15 protein-coding genes are annotated in these 20827 nt (G+C 40.9%); 8 read left to right on the forward strand and 7 right to left on the reverse strand.

What is annotated here, in order from left to right; genetic code table 11:
- Position 1: 1 nt before the first annotated feature.
- The 3 genes from L3J70_06375 to sbcB all read right to left on the reverse strand — a co-directional run bounded on the left by L3J70_06375 (position 2) and on the right by sbcB (position 4449).
- Complete coding sequence (locus L3J70_06375) at positions 2 to 1876, reverse strand: EAL domain-containing protein (GenBank protein MCF6235985.1); 1875 nt, start codon at positions 1874 to 1876, stop codon at positions 2 to 4.
- A 534-nt stretch (positions 1877 to 2410) separates the two neighbouring features.
- The gene (locus tag L3J70_06380; GenBank protein ID MCF6235986.1) at positions 2411 to 2758 is read right to left on the reverse strand and encodes a hypothetical protein; all 348 of its coding nucleotides are present in this window, start codon (positions 2756 to 2758) and stop codon (positions 2411 to 2413) included.
- Between the two features lie 233 nt (positions 2759 to 2991).
- On the reverse strand, positions 2992 to 4449 hold the full coding sequence (gene sbcB, locus L3J70_06385; GenBank protein MCF6235987.1) for an exodeoxyribonuclease I: 1458 nt from the start codon (positions 4447 to 4449) through the stop codon (positions 2992 to 2994).
- 27 nt (positions 4450 to 4476) lie between these two features.
- Between sbcB and L3J70_06390 the strand changes: the two genes are divergently transcribed.
- Positions 4477 to 4821, forward strand: a complete 345-nt coding sequence (locus L3J70_06390) for a histidine triad nucleotide-binding protein (GenBank protein ID MCF6235988.1) — start codon at positions 4477 to 4479, stop codon at positions 4819 to 4821.
- Here the strand turns inward: L3J70_06390 and L3J70_06395 are convergent.
- The gene (locus tag L3J70_06395) at positions 4798 to 6795 is read right to left on the reverse strand and encodes a cation:proton antiporter (protein ID MCF6235989.1); all 1998 of its coding nucleotides are present in this window, start codon (positions 6793 to 6795) and stop codon (positions 4798 to 4800) included. The two genes, L3J70_06390 and L3J70_06395, sit on opposite strands and share 24 nt — an antisense overlap.
- A gap of 193 nt (positions 6796 to 6988) precedes the next feature.
- On the opposite strand from L3J70_06395, the gene L3J70_06400 reads away from it, so the two are divergent.
- Genes L3J70_06400 through L3J70_06415 form a run of 4 tightly spaced genes read left to right on the forward strand, consistent with a single transcriptional unit; the run spans position 6989 to position 12782 of the window.
- A complete protein-coding gene (locus tag L3J70_06400) occupies positions 6989 to 7942 on the forward strand; it encodes an ABC transporter ATP-binding protein (protein MCF6235990.1) in 954 nt (317 codons plus the stop codon).
- Positions 7935 to 10826 (forward strand): Gldg family protein, encoded by a 2892-nt coding sequence (locus tag L3J70_06405; protein MCF6235991.1) that lies wholly within the window; start codon positions 7935 to 7937, stop codon positions 10824 to 10826. The genes L3J70_06400 and L3J70_06405 overlap by 8 nt, the downstream gene beginning before the upstream one ends.
- Positions 10823 to 11398 (forward strand): DUF4340 domain-containing protein, encoded by a 576-nt coding sequence (locus tag L3J70_06410; protein ID MCF6235992.1) that lies wholly within the window; start codon positions 10823 to 10825, stop codon positions 11396 to 11398. Before L3J70_06405 ends, L3J70_06410 begins: the two co-directional genes overlap by 4 nt.
- 25 nt (positions 11399 to 11423) lie before the next feature.
- Entirely contained in the window at positions 11424 to 12782 is a 1359-nt protein-coding gene (locus L3J70_06415; protein ID MCF6235993.1) for a diguanylate cyclase, read from the forward strand.
- A 54-nt stretch (positions 12783 to 12836) separates the two neighbouring features.
- On the opposite strand, the gene L3J70_06420 is transcribed toward L3J70_06415, so the two are convergent.
- Together L3J70_06420 and L3J70_06425 are read right to left on the reverse strand one after the other, a co-directional pair.
- The gene (locus tag L3J70_06420) at positions 12837 to 15734 is read right to left on the reverse strand and encodes a hypothetical protein (protein MCF6235994.1); all 2898 of its coding nucleotides are present in this window, start codon (positions 15732 to 15734) and stop codon (positions 12837 to 12839) included.
- Between the two features lie 151 nt (positions 15735 to 15885).
- Positions 15886 to 16314, reverse strand: coding sequence for a hypothetical protein (locus tag L3J70_06425; protein ID MCF6235995.1), 429 nt, complete (start codon positions 16312 to 16314; stop codon positions 15886 to 15888).
- 609 nt (positions 16315 to 16923) lie between these two features.
- Here L3J70_06425 and L3J70_06430 point away from each other — a divergent pair.
- From L3J70_06430 to L3J70_06440, 3 genes are read left to right on the forward strand one after another with little or no spacing between them, the layout of a single operon-like run.
- Entirely contained in the window at positions 16924 to 18414 is a 1491-nt protein-coding gene (locus L3J70_06430; GenBank protein MCF6235996.1) for a Wzz/FepE/Etk N-terminal domain-containing protein, read from the forward strand.
- Complete coding sequence (locus tag L3J70_06435) at positions 18411 to 19247, forward strand: CpsD/CapB family tyrosine-protein kinase (protein ID MCF6235997.1); 837 nt, start codon at positions 18411 to 18413, stop codon at positions 19245 to 19247. The genes L3J70_06430 and L3J70_06435 overlap by 4 nt, the downstream gene beginning before the upstream one ends.
- A gap of 26 nt (positions 19248 to 19273) precedes the next feature.
- Positions 19274 to 20515 (forward strand): O-antigen ligase family protein, encoded by a 1242-nt coding sequence (locus tag L3J70_06440; GenBank protein MCF6235998.1) that lies wholly within the window; start codon positions 19274 to 19276, stop codon positions 20513 to 20515.
- Positions 20516 to 20718: 203 nt separating this feature from the next.
- Here the strand turns inward: L3J70_06440 and L3J70_06445 are convergent.
- On the reverse strand, positions 20719 to 20827 hold a 109-nt coding region (locus L3J70_06445; protein ID MCF6235999.1), incomplete at its 5' end, for an IS1 family transposase.

Below are 20827 nucleotides of genomic sequence, written 5' to 3' on the forward strand. Positions count from 1 at the left end.
TTTATAGAATTGACGGTTGCGGTTTACCTGTATAATAGCCCTGAATATAATCAATACCGTACTCTTTAAGCAGTTCAAAAGTTTCCTGATCGGTAACAAATTCAGCAACGGTACTTTTGTTTAAGGTTTTTGCGATTTCAATGATCGCTCTAACGAGTGTTTGGTCGACGGGGTTATTGATTAAGTTTGTAATGAAAGCACCATCAATTTTTAAGCAATCAACATCAAAATGTTTTAAATAACTAAAAGAGTTGAATCCTGCTCCAAAATCATCTAAAGCAAATTTGCAGCCCAATGCTCTTAGGTGATTGAACATCTCTTGTGATTTTTCAAAGTTATTAATCGCTGCCGTTTCAGTGATTTCAAAAGTAATTCGTTCTGGATTAATACCTGTTTGTTGTAATTTGAATTGAACTAACGGTACGAGTGATGGGTTTGTAAATGAGTGTGTGGAAAGATTAATATTTAATGATATTGGCAAACATCTTTTTGGTAGTGAGTTTAGTGTATTAAATGCATTTTCAACCACCCACAAATCAATGTCATGAATCAGTCCCATGCGTTCTGCAATGGGGATGAAATTATCAGGGCTAATAAATTTTCCACTATTATCACGCAGTCGAATCAGAGCTTCATAGCGTGTTACTTCGTTATTTTTAACATCGAGTACAGGTTGGAAAAAAAGCTGAAATTGATTTTTTTCTAAGGCATTTTTAATGATAGGAATCCAGTAATTAGTGCTTTTGAATTCAGCAATTTGACTGTCTTTTTCGCTGTAGATATGAATTTTTTCTGGTGTACTTTTCCTGGCAACGCAGCAAGCCTGTTCTGCACGAGACAAGATGTTACCAGGGTTGCTGGTACTCCAGGGTTGTATAAATGCGATGCCAATACGAGCCACTATTTTGTATCGTTGTTCGTGGTGTTTGACGGAGATTTCTGTGATCTCTTGATAGAGTGACTTTGCAATATCAGACACCTCCTGCTTTGATGTATTTTCAATCAGGGCGGTAAATTCATCAGGTCCCACACGCGAAAGCTCTTTTGATGTGGCTCCTAATCGTTTTTTTAACACATTGGCAATACGAATCAGTATTTGATTGCCCGTTCCATATCCTTCGGTGTCATTGATGACTTTGAACTGCTCCAGGTTCAAGTATAGCAGTGCGTGGGTTGTACTGTCTTTTCGGCAACTGTGAATGGAGTGAGTGAGTGACTCTTCAAGGTGTTGGCGATTATTGAGCCCGGTCAGATGATCGTGGCCAGTTACAAATTTAAGACGTTCTTCAATATCACGTCGTTCTTCAAATTCAGACTTAAGTTCTTGTTCGCGATGCTTTCTAAGGTCACGCTCTTTTTTTAAAGTGAGCGTCGACATAAGGCGTGGAGCGAGCTCTCGGCGGTGAACAGGTTTGAAAATAACATCAATGGCGCCTGCATTAATGCCATTGTTAGCTATTTCATCGGGCCACATGTTCGCAGCAGTGATAATAATGACTGGAATATCTTTCCAGGCTTCTCTTTTTTTGAGGGCATTGCATACTTGGTAACCCTCCTGCCTCGGCATCATTGTATCGAGTAAAATCAAATCAATAGCACACTGTTCTTTCTCCGTATGGTTGTTGAGGTGTTCTAATGTTTTTTCGCCAGATAAAGCGGATGATGTGTTTGTGAATCTGCTACGTTGCAGGATGACCTGCAATAGTTCAATATTTTCAGGGGAGTCATTGATAATCATTATATGCATATTATGCACATCACTGCTTTGTCTGGGTGGGGCTGTTAAATTTTCTATAGATGGAATCACTTCATCCAATGGAAAGGGAATTGTGAATTGTACAGGTTGTTGTGCCGAGGTTGCTTCGAGTATTTCCATCCGTGTGACTCTTCCTTGTGTTTATATTTAACGAATTCCTTTCGTGAACGTTCTTCACACTCTACAGGTTTATTGATCCCAGTCGCTAGTCAAAATTATGCATTTTAGTGTAAGGTCTTAGCACACAAAAAGCATCGCGGAGCGATTTGATAAGTAATGACTTTCAGTCGTTCCAGAAACAACCTGTGGACTTTCAGTCCATAGTGGTTGAGTCAAAACCATCCCTGAATGGATCATCTAATATTCAGCGGTACGCTTTTTGGAAAAACTTATTCTGTAATAATGCCTGAATTCAAGTCATAAGTGCATAAACCACCTAGTCTAAGAATGTCAGTTGTGTCTCCTGTAGCTTTATAAAAAGGTGCCTACCCGTTCCGTTTTCACGATTTTTGGCCACCATCGCACATAAACACCAGCGAATAGTGATGGCAGGATAGCCTTACCAGTACTTCGGATAACAACGCTAAAAGACAACACCGAGATCAATAATACAGGGCACTGGCATTAACAACTTTGAACCACCACTGCTCGTTTTTAGCAAGATAGCTTCTGGACTGCAATAAACGTAAATGAGCTGGCTGTTGTGAACCTATCATCTAACCTACCAGAGTCAGAGCGCCATGTTGATATAGTAAACTCATTGCTTGCGACACTATCTATAATGAGGATAGTATTTGCATTCATTGGTGTTGCAATAATATGCAGCTGATGTTCAGGGTTCGTCAGCTCTAGATTGTGTGTTATTTTATAAATTTCAGTTTGTTCCATTTTCCAGACTGTCCAGCCTTCAATATTAGGAATAGGTTCTGGACTATTAAACCCTTGATGCTTATCAATGTAAGCCGAATATGTCTTTACATTACTAAAAAAAGATTGATACATAGTTATGTTTTCCTTTGTGCGCTGAATTGATTAGTCAAGCATAATCTTCCAATTTAATATTTCGCTTGAGAAAATAAAACGTAACATAATATTTGAATTTTTACTATAGTCCGCCCAATTCAACATATAGAGTCCGCCATTACTCATTAGCCTTACGAAAGGCTAATATTATTGTGGAAAAAAGCTGCCTTAATAAACTATCCCACAGCAAGCTGATGGGATATCGCTTCATATTAAGAGGCAAGCTCTTTTCCGTAACTTTCCAGCTCATTCAGTAGCGATTGTTCTGCTGTCGACAGCTCTTTATTCTGTCGATAGGCTTCGATCTTCTGATAAAATTCATCTAGAGTTAATTTGCCTTTTTCAGGGCGAGTCAGGCGATCCTTGCGGTATTCGTTCCAGTCGGATTTTTCCTGGTTCGACAGGCTGTCAGGAAAGTTTCTGGCTCGGTAACGAAATAACATTTCAGGAAGTCTGGAGTCATTGAAAACTGGGGAAAGCTTTGCAAGTTGCTCAGCTGTCATGTTGTGAATCGCTTCCATTTTTTCTTTATCGGCATTTTCAAAAAATGCACCACTATAGAGTTGTGTGTCTGGATCAGTTTTTGCTTCAAATTGTGTCATTGAAAAAGCTTGTTGGATTTTTTGCTGTAAATCGGGCATTTTTTTGATTAGTTTATGATGGTCAAGGCTGGTTGGAATATCAATTTTAAAACACTCTGCTGATTCATTGTTCAGTGTTTTGACAGGGGCAATAACAGGGCATTTGTTGAGGTGAACGGTTTTTAGCGGAATACGTTCTACACCTTCGGGTAACTCTTGTGTGGGTGTAAACAGCCTTGCTTGAATCTCTTCAGCACTGAGGCTAAACAAAGGCTGTGGATCATAACGTAAATCAAAAACAATAATTCCATTTTTGTTGGTGGGATGTAACGCGACAGGTGTGACAATAGCTGTATTACCAAATTCGGTGGGGTACATGCCCGATATGTGCAGCACGGGTGTTTCTGTCTTCATGTTCAGCATCGCACCAACTTTATGTTTAGAGCGATTTTGATAAGCGTAATCATAAAGTTTTGGGTGTTTATCTTTTATCATCTTGGCCACTGCGATGGTGGCGTAAACATCTGAAAGTGCGTCATGTGCTGCATCATGAACGATGCCATTTGCGACAGTCAGGTCTTCCAGTTTGATGCTGGGGCGACCATCGCTGTGTGTTGGCCAATGAATACCTTGGGGTCTGAGTGCGCGTGTCAGGCGAACCATGTCGATAATATCCCAGCGAGAATTGCCATTTTTCCACTCCCTGGCATAAGGATCAAGCAGGTTACGATAGAGTGTGTAGCGAGTGAACTCATCATCGAATCGAATATTATTGTAGCCAACCACGCAGGTGTTAGGCCGTAAAAACTCATCATGAATCTGTTTTATAAATTCAGTTTCAGGAACTCCTTTTTCCAATGCTATCTGGGGTGTGATGCCGGTAATTAAACACGCTTCGGGGCTGGGCAACATGTCGTCAGCGGGTTTGCAGTAGAGGTTGAGTGGTTGGCCAATAATATTTAGATTTTCATCTGTACGAACTCCTGAAAATTGAGAAATTCGATCATAGACTGGATTAATGCCGAAGGTTTCAAGGTCGTACCAGTAGAGGGTTTTGGCTTTTGGATTCATCTCGGTGTATCGTTCCATTTAAATTAGCTGATGGAGGCTTATGGTATGGGAAATTGTCTGTTTTGCAAAATGGTCGCGGGTGATATTAAGCCTGATGTTGTTTATGAAGATGATAGTGTTTTAGCATTTCGAGATTTGAATCCACAAGCGCCTGTGCACATTTTGGTGATACCTAAGAAGCATATCTCGACGATCAACGATATGAGCCATGATGATGAGCTGTTAATTGGCAAGCTCTATATGGCTGCAAAAAAAATCACGAAACAGGAAGGTATTTCGGAAGATGGCTATCGTGCAGTTATCAACTGTAATAAAGACGGTGGTCAAGCGGTTTATCATATTCACTTACACCTTCTTGGCGGGCGGTCAATGGTTTGGCCGCCGGGTTGATTTCAATAGATAGTTTTCAGCTTTATCTAATGCTGCTGGTGTGCCATACAGTGTGAGCACGTCGCCTGAAAATACTAGCGTGTCAGGTGATGGATTTGGAATGCGTTGGTCTTGATGCTGTAGCACGGAAATGCAAACATGCAATTCGTCCAGTTTTAAATCCGCGATAGATTGTTCTGTAACGCTCGCATTTTCAGGCAGTTCGATCGCTCTCAATTGTTCTATTTCTCCGCCACTGCTAAGAACGGTCGTGGCATCTTCACCAGGAAAGAGCTGATGTAGTACGGTATAGCGATTTTTTCTTATGGTACGAATTTTATGTAGAACGCGTGATACCGGTACTTTGAGCATTAAAAGTAAATGCGATGAAATCATTAAGCTGGCTTCCATTGTTTCAGGAATAATCTCGGTGGCACCTGCTTTTTGTAATGTTTCCAAGTGTGTGTCATCTGTTGTACGCACTAAAATTGGAATAGAACTATTTACCTGGCGTACCTTGTGAATAATTTTCAATGCAATATGAAAATCATCGACACTAATCACCAATGCGGCAGCTTTTGCTAAACCGACCGCTTCAAGCAGGTGCAAGTTAGCTGAATCCCCGTAAGTAACAGGCTCTTTGGCTTTGATCGCATTTTGAACCAGTGTGGGGTCAAGATCCATGGCAACATATGGAATCTCTTCACTCTCTAAAATCCGAGCAATATTTTGCCCTATACGACCATAGCCACAGATAATGACGTGATTTTCAACGCCGTGAGTTGTATCGACGGCTTGCTCTTCAAGTGTATTACGGCTCATTGCGGTAGCATCAGGCAGGATTTTTTTAGCAATAGTTCCATTATAGCGAATAAGAAATGGTGTAATTGCCATACTTATGAGCAGTGCTGCCAGTACAATTTGTCCATAATTTGATGGAAATATATCGCTGGCAAGAGCCAGAGTTAGAATTGCAAAACCAAACTCTCCGCCATGCGCTAATACCAGCCCCGTTCTGAGTGATACAGAAGAGTCCCATCTAAATAATCGGCAAAGTACTATAATAAGTACCCCTTTAATCAATACCATGCCGATTACGATCATTAACACCCACTGCCATATTTCTGGTAGGAGCTGGACGTTAAACAGCATTCCAATAGTGATAAAAAACAGGGCTAGAAGGATATCTCGAAAAGGTCTGATTTCAGCCTCTATTTGATGGCGAAACTCGGTCTCTCCTAACATCATTCCTGCTACAAATGCGCCTAGAGCTAATGATAGTCCCAATTGACTGGTCAGCCATGCAGCGCCTATTGCGACGAGTAAGGCGGTCAAAGTAAAGAGCTCTGCTGAGCGGTGTTTGGCAACGCCACGGAATAGGGGAGGGAGCAGCCAGTGACCGATGGCAAAAATAACCGCCAATGCCAGAACACCTTTGCCTGCTGCCATCAAAAGTGCATGCATAGGCGTGTCGTCTGTTGCGCCTGAAAGCATAGCGGCGAGAATCAAAAACGGGATCACCATGACATCCTGGAACAGTAGAATGCCAACGGCATTGCGCCCATGGCGGGTATGCAGCTCGGCTTGATCCGTCAGTTGACGAATCACCATTGCTGTTGAAGACATTGCAATAATGCCGCCCATTAATATAGCACTGCTCAGTGGCAAGCCTAAATACATTGCAATTCCAGCGGTAATGGCCGTGCTGAATAGTACTTGAGTTCCTCCTAAACCCAATACGCTGGTTTTCATGCGCATGAGTTGCGGTAGAGAAAATTCTAAACCAATCGTGAATAACAGGAAGACAACACCAAACTCGGCTAATTCCCGTGTATGCTCTGTATCGTGAATTAGGGCAAGGCCATACGGGCCAACAAGTACGCCAACAGCTAAATAACCTAAAATGGCGGGTAAATTGATACGTAAACACAAAATAACAACACCGACTGCAACAGCAAACAGGATGAGTATTTCGTTTAAGTAGCTATGATCCATATATGTTTTTACAAAAATCGCGTTTATAGTGCGGTTGAGTATAGCTGTTTTTTAGATGGTGCTGTGATCATATTTTTGCTTGTTCTTAATAAAATAGAGCCATTAACAACGGGAGTGAACTTTCGATAACTTTTTATATCGAAAGCTCGGAATTTGTATTGAAACTTAGGAACGTGCAGGGAGTTCATTAATCATGATAAAAACGAACAAGCTCACTCGCAGTTATGGGGATTTTACTGTGGTGAATGATGTGTCATTTCATATTAAGCAGGGAGAGATTGTTGGCTTGCTTGGCCATAATGGTGCAGGGAAAACCACTATTATGAAAATGTTGACAGGTTATTTAGAGCCAAGCTCCGGCACTATTGAGATAGATGGTCTGGATATCAGTCAGCAACAGCGGGCTGTCCAACAAAAAATTGGCTACTTACCTGAAAATTGCCCTGTTTATCCAGAAATGACCATTATTGATTATCTGGATTATGCAGCGGGATTGCACGGCATTCCAAAAGCATCACGTTCACAAGCGGTTCTCAAAGCGATGAGTCGCACCGAACTGAATGAAAAAGCGACGCAATCTATTGCCACACTTTCTCGTGGTTATCGCCAACGTGTCGGTGTAGCGCAGGCAATTCTTCATGAACCCCAAATTTTGATTCTTGATGAACCTACTAATGGTCTGGATCCTTCACAAATTCAGCATATGCGTGCGCTCATCAAAGAGTTAGCCGAAAACGCAACCATTATTTTATCAACGCATATTCTGCACGAAGTCCAAGTGATTTGTGACCGAGCGATTATTATTCGTAATGGAAAAAAAGTGCTGGACTCCCGCTTGAATGAGTTGCAGACAATGTCGCACAGTCTATTAATCACTGTTAATTCAGATCGTGATAAAACAGATAGGCTGTTTCATTCAATGGATGCTGTCACAGCTGTTGAATATTTGTCTAGTGAGGAAAATAAATACAATTATTCTTTAAAAATCAATAATATAGCGCAACTTTCGGATGTTTATTCTATGGTAGCCAAAACAGTTATAGAACAGGGTGTGGAACTCTATATGTTGAAACCTGAACGATATGATCTGGAAACTGTTTTCCAGGAGATCAATAGCGCAGAGGAGAGCGAGCAAGCTCATGCATAATATTAAAAATATTGCTCGTAAAGAGTTTGCTTCTTTTTTCTCAACACCCGCTGCATTTATCTTTTTTGGTGCGTTTTTGGCGGTAAACCTGTTTATTTTTTTCTGGGTAGAGACCTTTTTCTCACGAAATGTCGCTGATATGCGCCCACTGTTTCAATGGATGCCGGTTTTACTGATCTTTCTGGTCGCAGCGCTGACAATGCGAATGTGGAGTGAGGAGAGGCGAGCAGGGACTTTAGAATTTTTGCTCACTGCACCCGTCAGACCGCTTGATTATGTACTGGGTAAATTTCTGGCGTGTATGGCATTGGTCGCAATTGCATTACTGCTGACATTGCCACTCTCTATCACTGTCGCTTTTTTAGGGCCATTAGATTGGGGCCCTGTATTGGGTGCTTATCTCGCGACACTATTTTTAGCCGCTTCTTATACTGCAATCGGGCTGTTTGTGAGTGCGCGCAGTGAGAATCAAATTGTCAGCCTGATTGTAACGGTATTGATTTGCAGCTTTTTTTATCTGCTAGGTTCAGAAGGTTTGACTTCACTGTTTGGTAATCAGGCAGGAGAGTATTTAAAACTGTTAGGCTCTGGATCTCGCTTTGAATCAATCACTCGTGGCGTAATTGATCTGCGAGATATCTATTACTATCTAAGTATTGTCGGAATTTTTCTGGCTCTGAATCTGTATGCACTGGAAAAAATACGCTGGGCAGGTCAGAAAGGACAATCAAACCACACTCGCTGGAAGGTCGTTACAGGGTTATTTGTTGCTAACTTTTTGGCAGGAAATATCTGGTTGCAACAGGTCAATTCAGCACGGGTTGATATCACACAAGGTCAAATCTACTCCATATCAGATTCAACTCAAAGTTATCTGAATCAGCTGCGTGAGCCCTTATTGATCCGTGGCTATTTCAGTGCCCAAACCCATCCATTACTCGCACCGTTAGCACCACAATTACGCGATCTTATTGAAGAGTATGCCATGGCTGGAAATGGCAATATCCGAGTTGAGTTTATTGATCCATTAGAAAATCCTGAGCTGGAACAAGAGGCAGGAGAGAAATACGGTATTCGCCCTGAGCCGTTGCAAACAGCAAACAAATATCAGGCGGGTATTGTTAACTCTTATTTTGATGTGCTGATTCAATATGGTGATCAATATGAAACGCTGAGTTTCCGTGATTTGATTGATGTTAAAATACATAACGAAATAGAGATGGATGTTGTGTTGCGTAACCCTGAGTACGATATTACGCGGGCGATTAAAAAAGTACTCTATGGTTACCAGGGATCAGGAAACCTGTTTGCAAATATGTCTGAGCCGGTTCAATTTCAAGGTTATATTTCATCGGATGAAACATTGCCAGAACCATTAATTGAACTGCGTGAAAAACTCCAGAGTGTGCTTTCAAAGCTTGAAGCATCATCCGGTGGTAAATTGAATGTAAATTTTGATGATCCTGAAGCCAATGGCGGTGCTTTGGCACAGCAACTGGAAGATCAGTATGGCTTTCGTCCGATGGCGATTGATCTGTTTAATCCTGACTCATTCTGGTTTTATATGACGCTGGAAAGTGGTGGTAAAGTGGTGCAAGTGCCACTGCCTGAAGGTCTTGATGAAGGCGGTATGGAGCGTGCTCTTGAAGCCAGTTTAAAACATTTTTCGAGTGGTTTTCTTAAAACAGTCGCCATTAATGCACCTCCCGTAGTGAGTTCAATGATGGCGCAATTTGGCATGGCTCCACAAGGCAGTAATAAACGCTTCGAGCAATTAACTTTTCCTTTGCAGGGTAACTCAACACTGGATCATACCAATCTCAAGTCGGGTCAGGTTTCTGAGTCAGCTGATCTATTATTGATGTTATCTCCTGAGAAGCTGGATGAAAAGCAGCTGTTTGCAGTTGATCAATTCCTGATGAAAGGGGGGACGGTGATATTGGCCGCCTCGCCCTTTGATATCAAAATGGACGGTGCAATTTCTGCCGTGCCTAACGATACCGGGCTGAATCAATGGCTTGAACATCATGGTATCGATCTGAAAAAACAGATGGTGCTTGACCCTCAAAACAGTGCTTTTCCAATTCCGGTACAACGCAACCTAGGAGGGTTCATGGTTCAGGAGATACAGATGGTGAATTACCCCTATTTTGTAGATATTCGTGATGATGGCATGAACAGTGAAAGTGGGTTAACTGCCGGTATTCCTCAAATAACCATGAATTGGCCATCACCGATCGGGATTGATAATGAAAAAAATAGTACACGACAAGTGACACGCCTGTTAGAGAGTAGCGATCAAGCATGGCTCTCTGATTCACTGGATATTCAACCCGATTTTGAGAGCTATCCGGACATGGGGTTTGCAGTGAGTGATGAACTGGGAAAGCAGCTGCTAGCCGTCTCAGTGGAAGGGCAGTTTGAATCTTATTTCAAAGGTCAACCTTCGCCCTTGCTGAAAGGCAATGAAACTTCGCCAGAAGAGCAAAATGCAGAAGAGCCCATTGTTGTTGGCAGTGTTATTGAAAAATCCTCTGAATCAGCACGTATTATTCTATTTGCATCAAGCACTTTTATCACCGATGAGATGCTGGATCTGGCTATGAATACGACTCGTACACCTTATGTCAACACCATTCAATTAATTGAAAATGCGATTGACTGGTCGCTGGAAGATCGTGGCTTACTCTCAATTCGTAGTCGTGGCCACTTTGCTCGTATTCTGGATCCCATGGAAAAAGAGTCGCAGGTCTATTGGGAGTATTTGAACTATGCGGCTGCACTGCTGGGTTTACTTGTTATTTATCTACTGTATTGGCGATCGCGTAAGAAAAAGGCCGCCAGTTACCAACAATTATTGAACAGTGGGGAGGTTAAACAGTGAATCGTATCATGACTATTCTTGTTGCTGTATTAGTAGCGCAAGGCGCATTGGCGTTATTTCTTAATATGACGGGTGACGATTACAGCGCATTCCAGCCCGAAGAGCCATTACTGGCTGTTGAGCTGCAAACGCTGGATGCGATCACCATTGAAGAGGCTGATAAAACACTGCGTCTGGAGAGAAAAGAGGGGCAGTGGCAACTGCCGGAATTGGCTAATTCTCCAGTATCCGAAATCAAGTTTGAGCAAGTTTTGGGCAAGTTAAATCAGCTTAAAAAAGGTTGGCCAGGCGCGACGACAGAAGATGCAGCAATGCGCTTTAAGGTGTCGGACAAACAGTTTGAACGAAAATTAACCTTTTATAAAGGCGAAACAATTGTTCAAACACTCTTCATTGGAACATCGCCTGGCTTTCGTAAAGTACATGTACGTATTGATGGTGATCATAATATTTACACGGTTGAATTCAGTGCCTTTGAATTAAGTGTAAAACCGAGCGATTGGGCCAAGCAAGAGTCGGCCTCCAGCGCTCTTGAGTCAACAAAGGAAGATGCCGATAAATTGAGCAACTGATCATAAACTGTTAAGGATGACGCTTATGTCTATAGAGCTTGATGAAAAAACACAAATAGAAAAGTGGAAAGATAAATATTATGACAGCCTGGATCAGCTGGAGGCGAAAGAAGCCACATATCAAAAAGTTGAAGAGACTTTACGGAGCGCCTTATCACACTTGTGTATCGCAGCCATGGGGATGGCACCTAACGCTGATAAACAGCTAGAAGTATTGCGATGTAATATTCGTGACGGTGATGATGGCAATCAACTGAAAGCCTCGATCAAAAAAATTATCGACACCCTTGACCACTTTGAAGAGAAACAGTCCAATACCACAGGATTATCGTCGACTTCTAATATTTTGAGTATCAATGAAGTATTGCTGCAGTTACTGGAACGACTGGAGGGCTCGGCAGAGTCAGCGGCTTTAATCACTGGCTTGAAAGTACGTTTAGAGCAGGAAGTGGATACTGATACATGGCCCGCATTGATTGTTGATATTGCCGAAGCAATTTCAGGTTTACGAAAAAAAGCCCAGGAAGAGATTAAAGAAGTTGCTGAATTTCTTTCTCAATTAACAACACGTTTACAAGAGTTGGAAGAGTACTTTCAGGTTGAAAAAATAGAGCATAAAAGTTCGCTTGAAGATAGTCTGATATTAAATGAGCGGGTGCAGTCCCAAGTCAGAGGTATTGAAAACAGTGTTCAGGAGGCCGCTGATCTTGATCAGGTTAAGTTGTTGATACAAAAACGTATGGAAACAATATCTTCTAATCTGGAACAGTTTGTTAAACATGAAGAGCAGCGCAACCATGATGCGAACAAGCGTACAGAAATTCTGACCAACCGTTTAAAAACATTAGAGCAGGAGTCTGCCCAGCTTAGAGTCAGCATCCATAAAGAGCGTGAAGCCGCATTAAAAGATACGCTCACAGGCCTCTTTAACCGCTTGGCCTATGATGAACGGATAGAGCAGGAGTATTTGCGGTGGCAGCGTTATCAAAACCCATTGTCAATATTAGTGGCTGATGTTGATTTTTTTAAAAAAATTAATGATACCTTTGGTCACAAGGCGGGTGATAAAGTGCTCCAGGTTATTGCACAAAAAATGGAAGAGAGTGTTCGTGGAACCGATATGGTGGCACGTTATGGGGGTGAAGAGTTTGTCTTCATTATGCCAAATACTGCTGTTGATAATGCGATGGCTGTGGCCAATAAATTACGCACAGAAATTGAAAAATTACAATTTCACTATAGAGACAAGCCAGTCAATATCACGATCTCTTGTGGTGTTTCAGAATTTAGCAATGATGATCAGCCTGATACAGTCTTTGAGAGAGCTGATCAAGCACTTTATGAAGCTAAAAATAGTGGCAGAAATTGTTGTGTGGCGAAATAAGTTAACTGACCCCAGCTTTTTGTCGGGGGTCAGTTAACTCAGCGATATTGAATGCTATTTTACCCGAACACGGTATTGAAGTGTAAATTCAGGCTCAGGTATTCCACCAAAAGCAAACGTGCCATTGGTTTCAACTTTTATCCCCGCCACATTTGGATCAAAAGTTCCTGTAGGCGTGTATGTATACATATTTGGCAAGCTAATATGAGAGTAGCGCACCGTACCCAGAGTTAAACCTGAACTGTTTGTTCCGTCTGAAAAGAGAACCCCTGTCGTCACATTAAATTCCACATTGGCATCCAAAACATAGGAAATCACCACCGTATTGGCATCTGGCGAATAACTTTCAAGGTTACGGGTCACAATGCGGTATTCAATGATCGCACCCGGAATGTGCGCTTTTCCAGCGCCCGTGCCATTAATGGGATCCGAAATTAATACGCTGCTTTTACTCACATTAAGCGGCGCAGGAAACCAATCAATAGTATTGCCTGTACGAATTGAATTACTTGGATTAAGCGCCTTCTGGGACATATCGGAGCCCGATGCATCCGACCATGACACATTAAGGTAATCAAGCGTTTTACTGACACCTGAATTCAATACAAAATTCCAACGAGAACCGATTGTGGAAGGTGCTAACGTAATTGGCTGACTATTTGCACCTTGCAAGTTGACCACATTGTTAATAGTGTAGGTTTCTCCAGAAGCAAACGTTAAATTAGAGTTTGGTGTTGTACTGGTTAAGGTATTGGTGGTAAACCCATCGTTAAATGTCACACCTGAAAAAGAAGGGTTGGTGATCACTAAATTGTCGAAAGCCTTACCATTCATGGTAACCGCTTGTGCGGAAGCACCATTTAGGGTGATGGTTGAGTTGGTTGAGGTTAAGGTATTGGTGCCTGTACGAATATCAAGATCTCCCGAAACGGTTACTGTACTGTTGCTGATGTCCAGCGTTTTAAGCGCGGTATCGCCACCCGCACCCAAAATAAGATTGCCTCCGATATTGAGGTCAAAGCCATTGGTGTTGTAAGTTAATGGCCGATCCACATAGGCATCGCCATCAATAAGTAAACTTTTTCCTGAATTGAGGGTGATGTCATCCGTTTGGGTGACGGTTAAATTACCTCTGCTGAGCCTAATAGTGCAATCATATCCATTCAGTAACGGAGGGATGGTTTGATTGGTACCAAAAAAGCGCAACTCATTAAGGCTGATGGTGGCAGTAGGGTCTAAATTTAAAAAGCCATTTGCAGCGCCATACCCTAGGTAAATACTAGCATTGCCTGCCAAAGCACCTGAACCTACGGCTAATTCGTTAATAACAGCAAAGAGCGTGCTGGCAGTAGTGGTTTGTCCTGCTTGCCCTACAATTAAGTTGTTAAAGCCATTTCGCCACCATTGAAAAAGGTTGGCATAAAGAAGGATCCCCGTGCCATTTAGTGTAACGGAGGCATTGTTATAGTTGGTGCTATCCAGCGTGCCATCGGCATTAAAATTTCCATTGACGGTTATCACAGAGGCACGCGCTTCTACCTCTCCAGTGGGGGAGGACTGATCAAAATTCCCTAAAACCGTAATCGGATAATTGTTTACACTGTGCGTATTTAGCTTTCCATTCTTGACAGTCAAATCATTATTGATGTTTAAAGAATTCCACAGCGTTAAAGTATTCGTAGGAAAGATTCCGGTGTTATCAAGTGTGAGATTGTAGAACGCATCCCCACCAGAGGTTACATTTTGATATGTCGTTCCATTAAAATTAACAAGAGACGTACCCGCAGTAAACAGGCTGTTGTTGGTCCAGTTTCGACCAATATTGAGCATCGAATTACCCGCATCCAGTTCATTAGAACCGGTGTCTGGGGAAACGATACTCACATCGTTGTGAATAGTAAGTATCGAATCATCGAGAATTAATCTACCTTTTCGGTTACTGGTGCTACCAATCAATAGACTATTGCAGGTAATGTTATTGCCGGCGGTATTGAGAGTGGTAATTTTACCGTTTCCATTTCCGTAAATGGTTAATCCATCGCAGGTAATATCGCCTAATAAAGTAAAGGTACTGTTGTTTGCAGTGCTGTTTTCAGCTAACCAAATGCTAGGATAGTCCGCGACAGTAATATTCACTTGTCCACCTGCGGGAGGGCTGTATTTAAAAAAATTATTCGCTAAGGTGGCGCCCGCCGTCACAAATGCTGTCCCACTTTTATTGAGCACCACTGTGCTGCCATCAAGTGTTCCAGTTCCTAATGTAAGCAGTCCTTTTACCACAACCCCTAATGTTGGATTAATGGTGGTGGTTTGCCCTGCTGCGGCCATATTGACATTATAAAAAGATTTACTCCACCAAGGGCTGGTAAGATTTCGGATCGTACCTGTGCCAGTAAAATTAACGGTGCTGGTGTCTCGATTAAAGGTACCATTGGTAAAATCCCAATCGCCACTGACATTGATGGTATTGTTCCCCATGCCAAATATGCCGTTGGTGTCAACATGATGAGTGTTAATATCTCCCCCAGGGGCATAGCTATTATTGCTTTTAATATAGAGGGTGGGGGTTGGAACGCTTCCCGTACTATCAACCGTTAAGGTTCTATTATCATCGACATCAAAAAAGATATATGGATTGCCGCTCACGCTGTTGTCGTATAGACGCAGATCAAAGTTACTGATGCCTGAGTTATTATCACTACCAAGGGTTAAGTGGGTTTCAATCAGTTCTACACCTGTAATATCTGCGGTACCAGTGTAGCGAAATACGGCAACTGCTTTTTGATTGTCAGCAACTCCTTCAATAAATACAGAGACAAAAATATCAATGCCAGTCAGGGCAGGTAGACCAGTAACTGTCCAAGTTCCTGTCACAGTCGTGCTGGGTGTAAAGACTACCCCAGGTGCATTGGTTGCAACTCGAATGGTACCTGCACTGGCACAATCCGTCACTTTATCCGCCTGTTTACAGGTGCCAGAGATGGTTAAGGCACTGGCTTGAGTGCTGAATAAGATTAACCATAAAACGAATATAAACAATAAATATAAAGGGTATGTTTGAGAAGTGGGCACTGTAAATTATTTCAGTTGATTGAATTTGGCTTTAGAGCAAATCAGATTGATACCCGAAGATTTGATCAAGAGTATTTTCCAGACTTTCTAAATCTTCCACATTGCTTAGGGTTTTTAAACGTGTACCTTCACCATTGAACAATACCAATGTAGCATTACCAGCCATATTTTTGCGTGAAAACTCCGCTCCTTTTTGGGTGCCAATTTCAGCAATGCGAAACTCAATACGATCTTTATAAAGATCTCTAATGATATCGACCTGATTCATCAGGTTAAGACTGCGAACGCCTTCTTTATTATGCACCAGCACAACGATATTTTTTCCACTGCCAATAACGGAAAGATCTTCGCTATAGCCGGTGGGCAGAATTTTGATACTAAATGCCACACCAACAATGATAATCAGAAGAATAAATGACCACTGTACCCAGCGATTTTTGACCATATTTATATTGCTCATCTCTTCCTTCCAAACAGTAAATAGTTTTTGAAGATAGCATTATAAATCGACAAGGCACAAGTTAATCACTTCCTCAAAAAAATCAGGTCACCCGTTAGCCCGCCTCGGTCAATAACGCAAACAAACCCCTTCGACCTGTGTAGATCCAAAAGCAAATACAAACACTCCTGCAACAGATGCTCGTGACACAAAAAAATTCAGCATTATACGGATTTTGGCTCATGAGTTAGGGGACTTAACAGGCACGTTTGATAATGGCTCAAATAATGTGAATCAATGAAAAAATCTAATTATGTTTCCACTCGAAGGGTACAACAGGACTAGATATTAATCTTATAGCAATGATTGCCTCATTATGAGGCAATGCTTATTATTCGTTTCGCCAATTTCAATGGCAGCATGTGAAACACAAAAATTTTAGGCATTTCTGGCAACACAACGTGGAGAAGTTATGATGGCACTTCTTCCTACATGCTCACCTGTAGAATATAGTGATGATTTGTATTATATTACGCTGCTGAAGTGGAATGTTTAAGTTTTGATTGATAAAGTCGGTAAACGGATATATACCACTACATTGTTGACTGTATTCATATTGGTGCTTAATCTTTGAAAAATAAACAAACTCAACAAAATCATGACCTGGCATATTATGCAGGTATGGTCTACCGTCAAAAGGCGTGGTTTCTTGGAGTTATGGTACTGACCATGCTTTTAGGAAGTCTTATAATATTTTTAATCCCAAAGGTATACTCTTCTCAGGCCAGCATTTTAATTGAGCAGGAAACTCTGTATATATCGAGTGAGAGTCGTGATAATGATCTCGATTTGACTCATCGAGTACAAGCTATTTTCAAAACACTTCTAACAAATGATAGTGTTGAGAGTATTTTAAGAAAGTTCAAAATACTTGAAGATGATGTATCGAAAGCTGGTTTGCAAAGTGCACTTAATGGTTTCAAAGAATCAGTCAGTTTAAATTTTGAAAATGCGATGGTCGTTAATCCTTACACTGGCAGAGAAGGAATGGCTTCGCTTGGCTTTACAATTCAGTATGAAGCTGGTTCACCCGAACTGACATACGAGATCACCAAGGAACTCACAAATTTACTGTTTTCAGGAAATAGAGACAAAGTCAATAAAAAGATAGTAGAGCAGCTTGAATTTCTTAATATGGCAAAGAAAACGGCTTTATTAGAAATAGTGCAGGTTGAAAATGAATTATCTCAATATAAGGAAGCGAATAGCTTATTACTTCCTGTAGTTCAGAGTATTACAATTAAACGGCTGGATGACCTTAAGTCTGAGCTCGGTGAAGTCGAAAGTAAAATAGATCTGTTAAGAAGTAATGCGGATGAACTTCAGGCAAATATTGTAACAACTCGGTCTGATGAAGGGCTTTACTCCCCAGATGGCACAAGAATAGTAGGTAAATTTGAAAAGCTCATAATACTGGAGTTAGAGTACGAAGATCTATTATCCAAATATACTCAAAATCACCCTGTTATGATTGATATGAAAGAGGATATAGAGACTTTAAAAGAGCGTATAAAGAACTCAGAAACAAAGCAAAACTCAGGGTTTGGGCCTGCGAATCCTGTTCGAGAATTATTGCTTTCACGGCTGGATGGTACAAATAATGAAATAAAATATAAAATAGAGAGAATCACAAAGATTAAAGAAGAGATTAGAGCAGCTAATAGGCAATTGCAGAAAATGCCACAAATTGAAAAAGAGTTGCAGATTTTAGAGCTGAAGCAACGGGGTGTGGTTAAAAAGTATGAAGAGATCCAGACAAAATTGGCGAGCGCAACCTTACACGAAGGTATGGGTCGTGCAAATCTTCTGGATAACTTTACTCTGCTTGAATCTCCTCAGTACCCCTTGGAGCCGATCAAACCCAGAAAAAAAATACTTTTAGCCGTTCTGCTCATGCTCTCAATTTTTCTTGGAATACTGGTTGCTTTGTTAAAGGGTATGTTTAGCGACAGAATAGTCAGTAAAAAAGATTTATCTAAATATGTAGATGCATCTATTTATATGATACCTGTGACCAAACAAAAAAATTGGCCACGAAAGGTGTTAGAAAGACAGCCATGACAGACCTAAAAAAAATATCTGATGAAAATAATATGCAAATTGAATCTAGCAACAACACATCCATAGATCAGTTAATAGGTGGGTTAATAGATGAAGGAATAGATGAAACTAAAGATATTGAACTTGTAACCACCAAAAAATTGCAAGTCAACAGGGCTTTGTTGAAAAAAAATAATATATATATTGATTCTGAAAATGTTAATAGAGATGATGATGTTATCATCACCGCATATAAGGAATTAAGAACAAGTATCATTAGAAAACTTGATCATTTAGGTGCTCGCACATTAATGGTAACAAGTCCGGCAAAAGGAAACGGTAAAACGACTGTCTCTTTAAATCTTGCCATTAATATTGCTAAACTGGGACGACGAACTGCGTTGCTTGTGGATTTAGATTTGCGTCAACCATCCATCCACCATGTCCTTGGATATACGCCAGAGTATGGTGTTGCGGACGTTTCTAAAGGATTGACCACTATCGATGATGCTTTGATTACACCTGGAGTTGATCGTCTCTCTATATTATGTGGTAAGAAAAGATATACAAATTCATCAGAAATTCTTGCTTCTAATGAAATGCAATCGCTATTGAATGAGATACGTAGTCGCTATAAAGAGAGAATCATTATCTTTGATGCACCTCCTCTTCTAGGTTGTGATGATAGCTCAGTATTATCATCCATAGCAGATGCTTGCCTAGTCGTTGTAGAAGAGAACCAGACAACATATGCTGAGCTGGATATGGCAATGGAAAAACTTGGCAACGTTTACCTTGCCGGTTATGTATTGAATAAGTCAAAAGAGAAAAACTTTGATCAATACTATTACTAGGAGGCTGGGTAAATACACAATACTGAATGTTCAAGAATAATCACATCACACAATTAGCTCTGGAAAGTGGACATGAACCATTTTCCAAAAAAATTATAGCATTCAGTTTTCTGGTATTGATCTTGACAACCGCGACGGAGGTTTTTTCACGTTTAGGTATTGCCTCAATACTTTGGGTTATGATTTATGCGGGTTCTGCAGTTTATATACTTCTGGATCAAAAACAGTTTTTAAGGGCGATCATACATTCCTGGCCGGCGCTCTTGCTTCCATTTTATGCATTGCTCTCTGTTTTTTGGAGCGCGGCCCCATCATGGAGCTTAACGGCTTCAATTCAACTGATTATTACGACGTTAATCGCTATCTGGATAGGCAGCCGATTTTCTGCGATGGATATATTCAAAAGCTTACTATTAGCAACAGCTTTTGGAGTATTAATTTCAATTCTGAATGACTATCTGCACTTTGTAAAAATTCCACCTCCAATTGAATATATTGGAGGTGAAATAGCTAATACAGGTATTTATAGACAAAAAAATGTCTATGGAAAAGCCATTGGTTTACTGACCCTTTGCTTGATAATCGTTGGAATTAGATATCAAAAATTATCCATTGCAATTTTCTTCAGCGTACTGCTATGGATCCCTCTGGTAAGCACACAATCTGTTGGCTCCATTTTTATCTACCTGATAACAATGTTATTACCCATATTATGGTGGCTGAGTAGTCGTACAAAAAAACAATTTATTCTCTTTATGTCTCTGTTGTCTTTTCTTTTAATGAGCGTATTTTTCGTAGTGCTTTTTGATCTAGGGTTGGTTGATAATGTACTTCAAGGTATGGGTAAAGACTCGACACTAACAGGCCGAACTTTGTTATGGTCGATAGGAATTGATGTCTTTGAAAAATACCCTTTAACAGGTGTTGGTTATCAGGCATTTTGGCAGCCGGGTACATTTGATCAAGTGCCAGTCATACATGCGATGTTTGGTGGTCAGGCACTCAATGGTTTTCATAGTGCATTTATTGAGGTTATGGTGGCACTAGGGGTTTTTGGGCTGGCAATTTTTATTTATCTACTGTTGGCTACAGTATTTCGCACTGTTATCTGGTATAAAAATCGAGTAACCGCAGGGAGTTTTGGCGTGGTTTTTTTTGTGTTATCTTCTATTGTCGCGGCTACGTTTGATGTCATACTATTTAGACAGCACGAAGTCTTTTATATTTTGATGATTACCTTTTATGTTATGTCTAGAGGTCAAACGTAAGCGCCAAACCAAGCACAATATTAAAGTGGACCCCAGATTCCGGACAGTAGTTTAAGCTGTACCAACTAACTAATAGGTGGAAATATGTAAAATAAGCCACCGGTAAAATGAGGTATGGAAAATGGGAAGTAAAAAAATCTTTACACCGGAATTCAAACAAGAGTCAGCTTCTATGGTTGTTGGTTGGTAGTGGCTCAAAGTTGTTAATCGTCATAAATGTCTAACCCGAATTCAACGTGATTGATAAATAATCCAATAACAGTATCATGCATTTTTTCCAGCTTTGAAAAACAAATGGTTCTTCGTGTCAAT

This window comes from Gammaproteobacteria bacterium, from assembly GCA_021648145.1.
GTDB lineage: Bacteria > Pseudomonadota > Gammaproteobacteria > JAADGQ01 > JAADGQ01 > S141-38.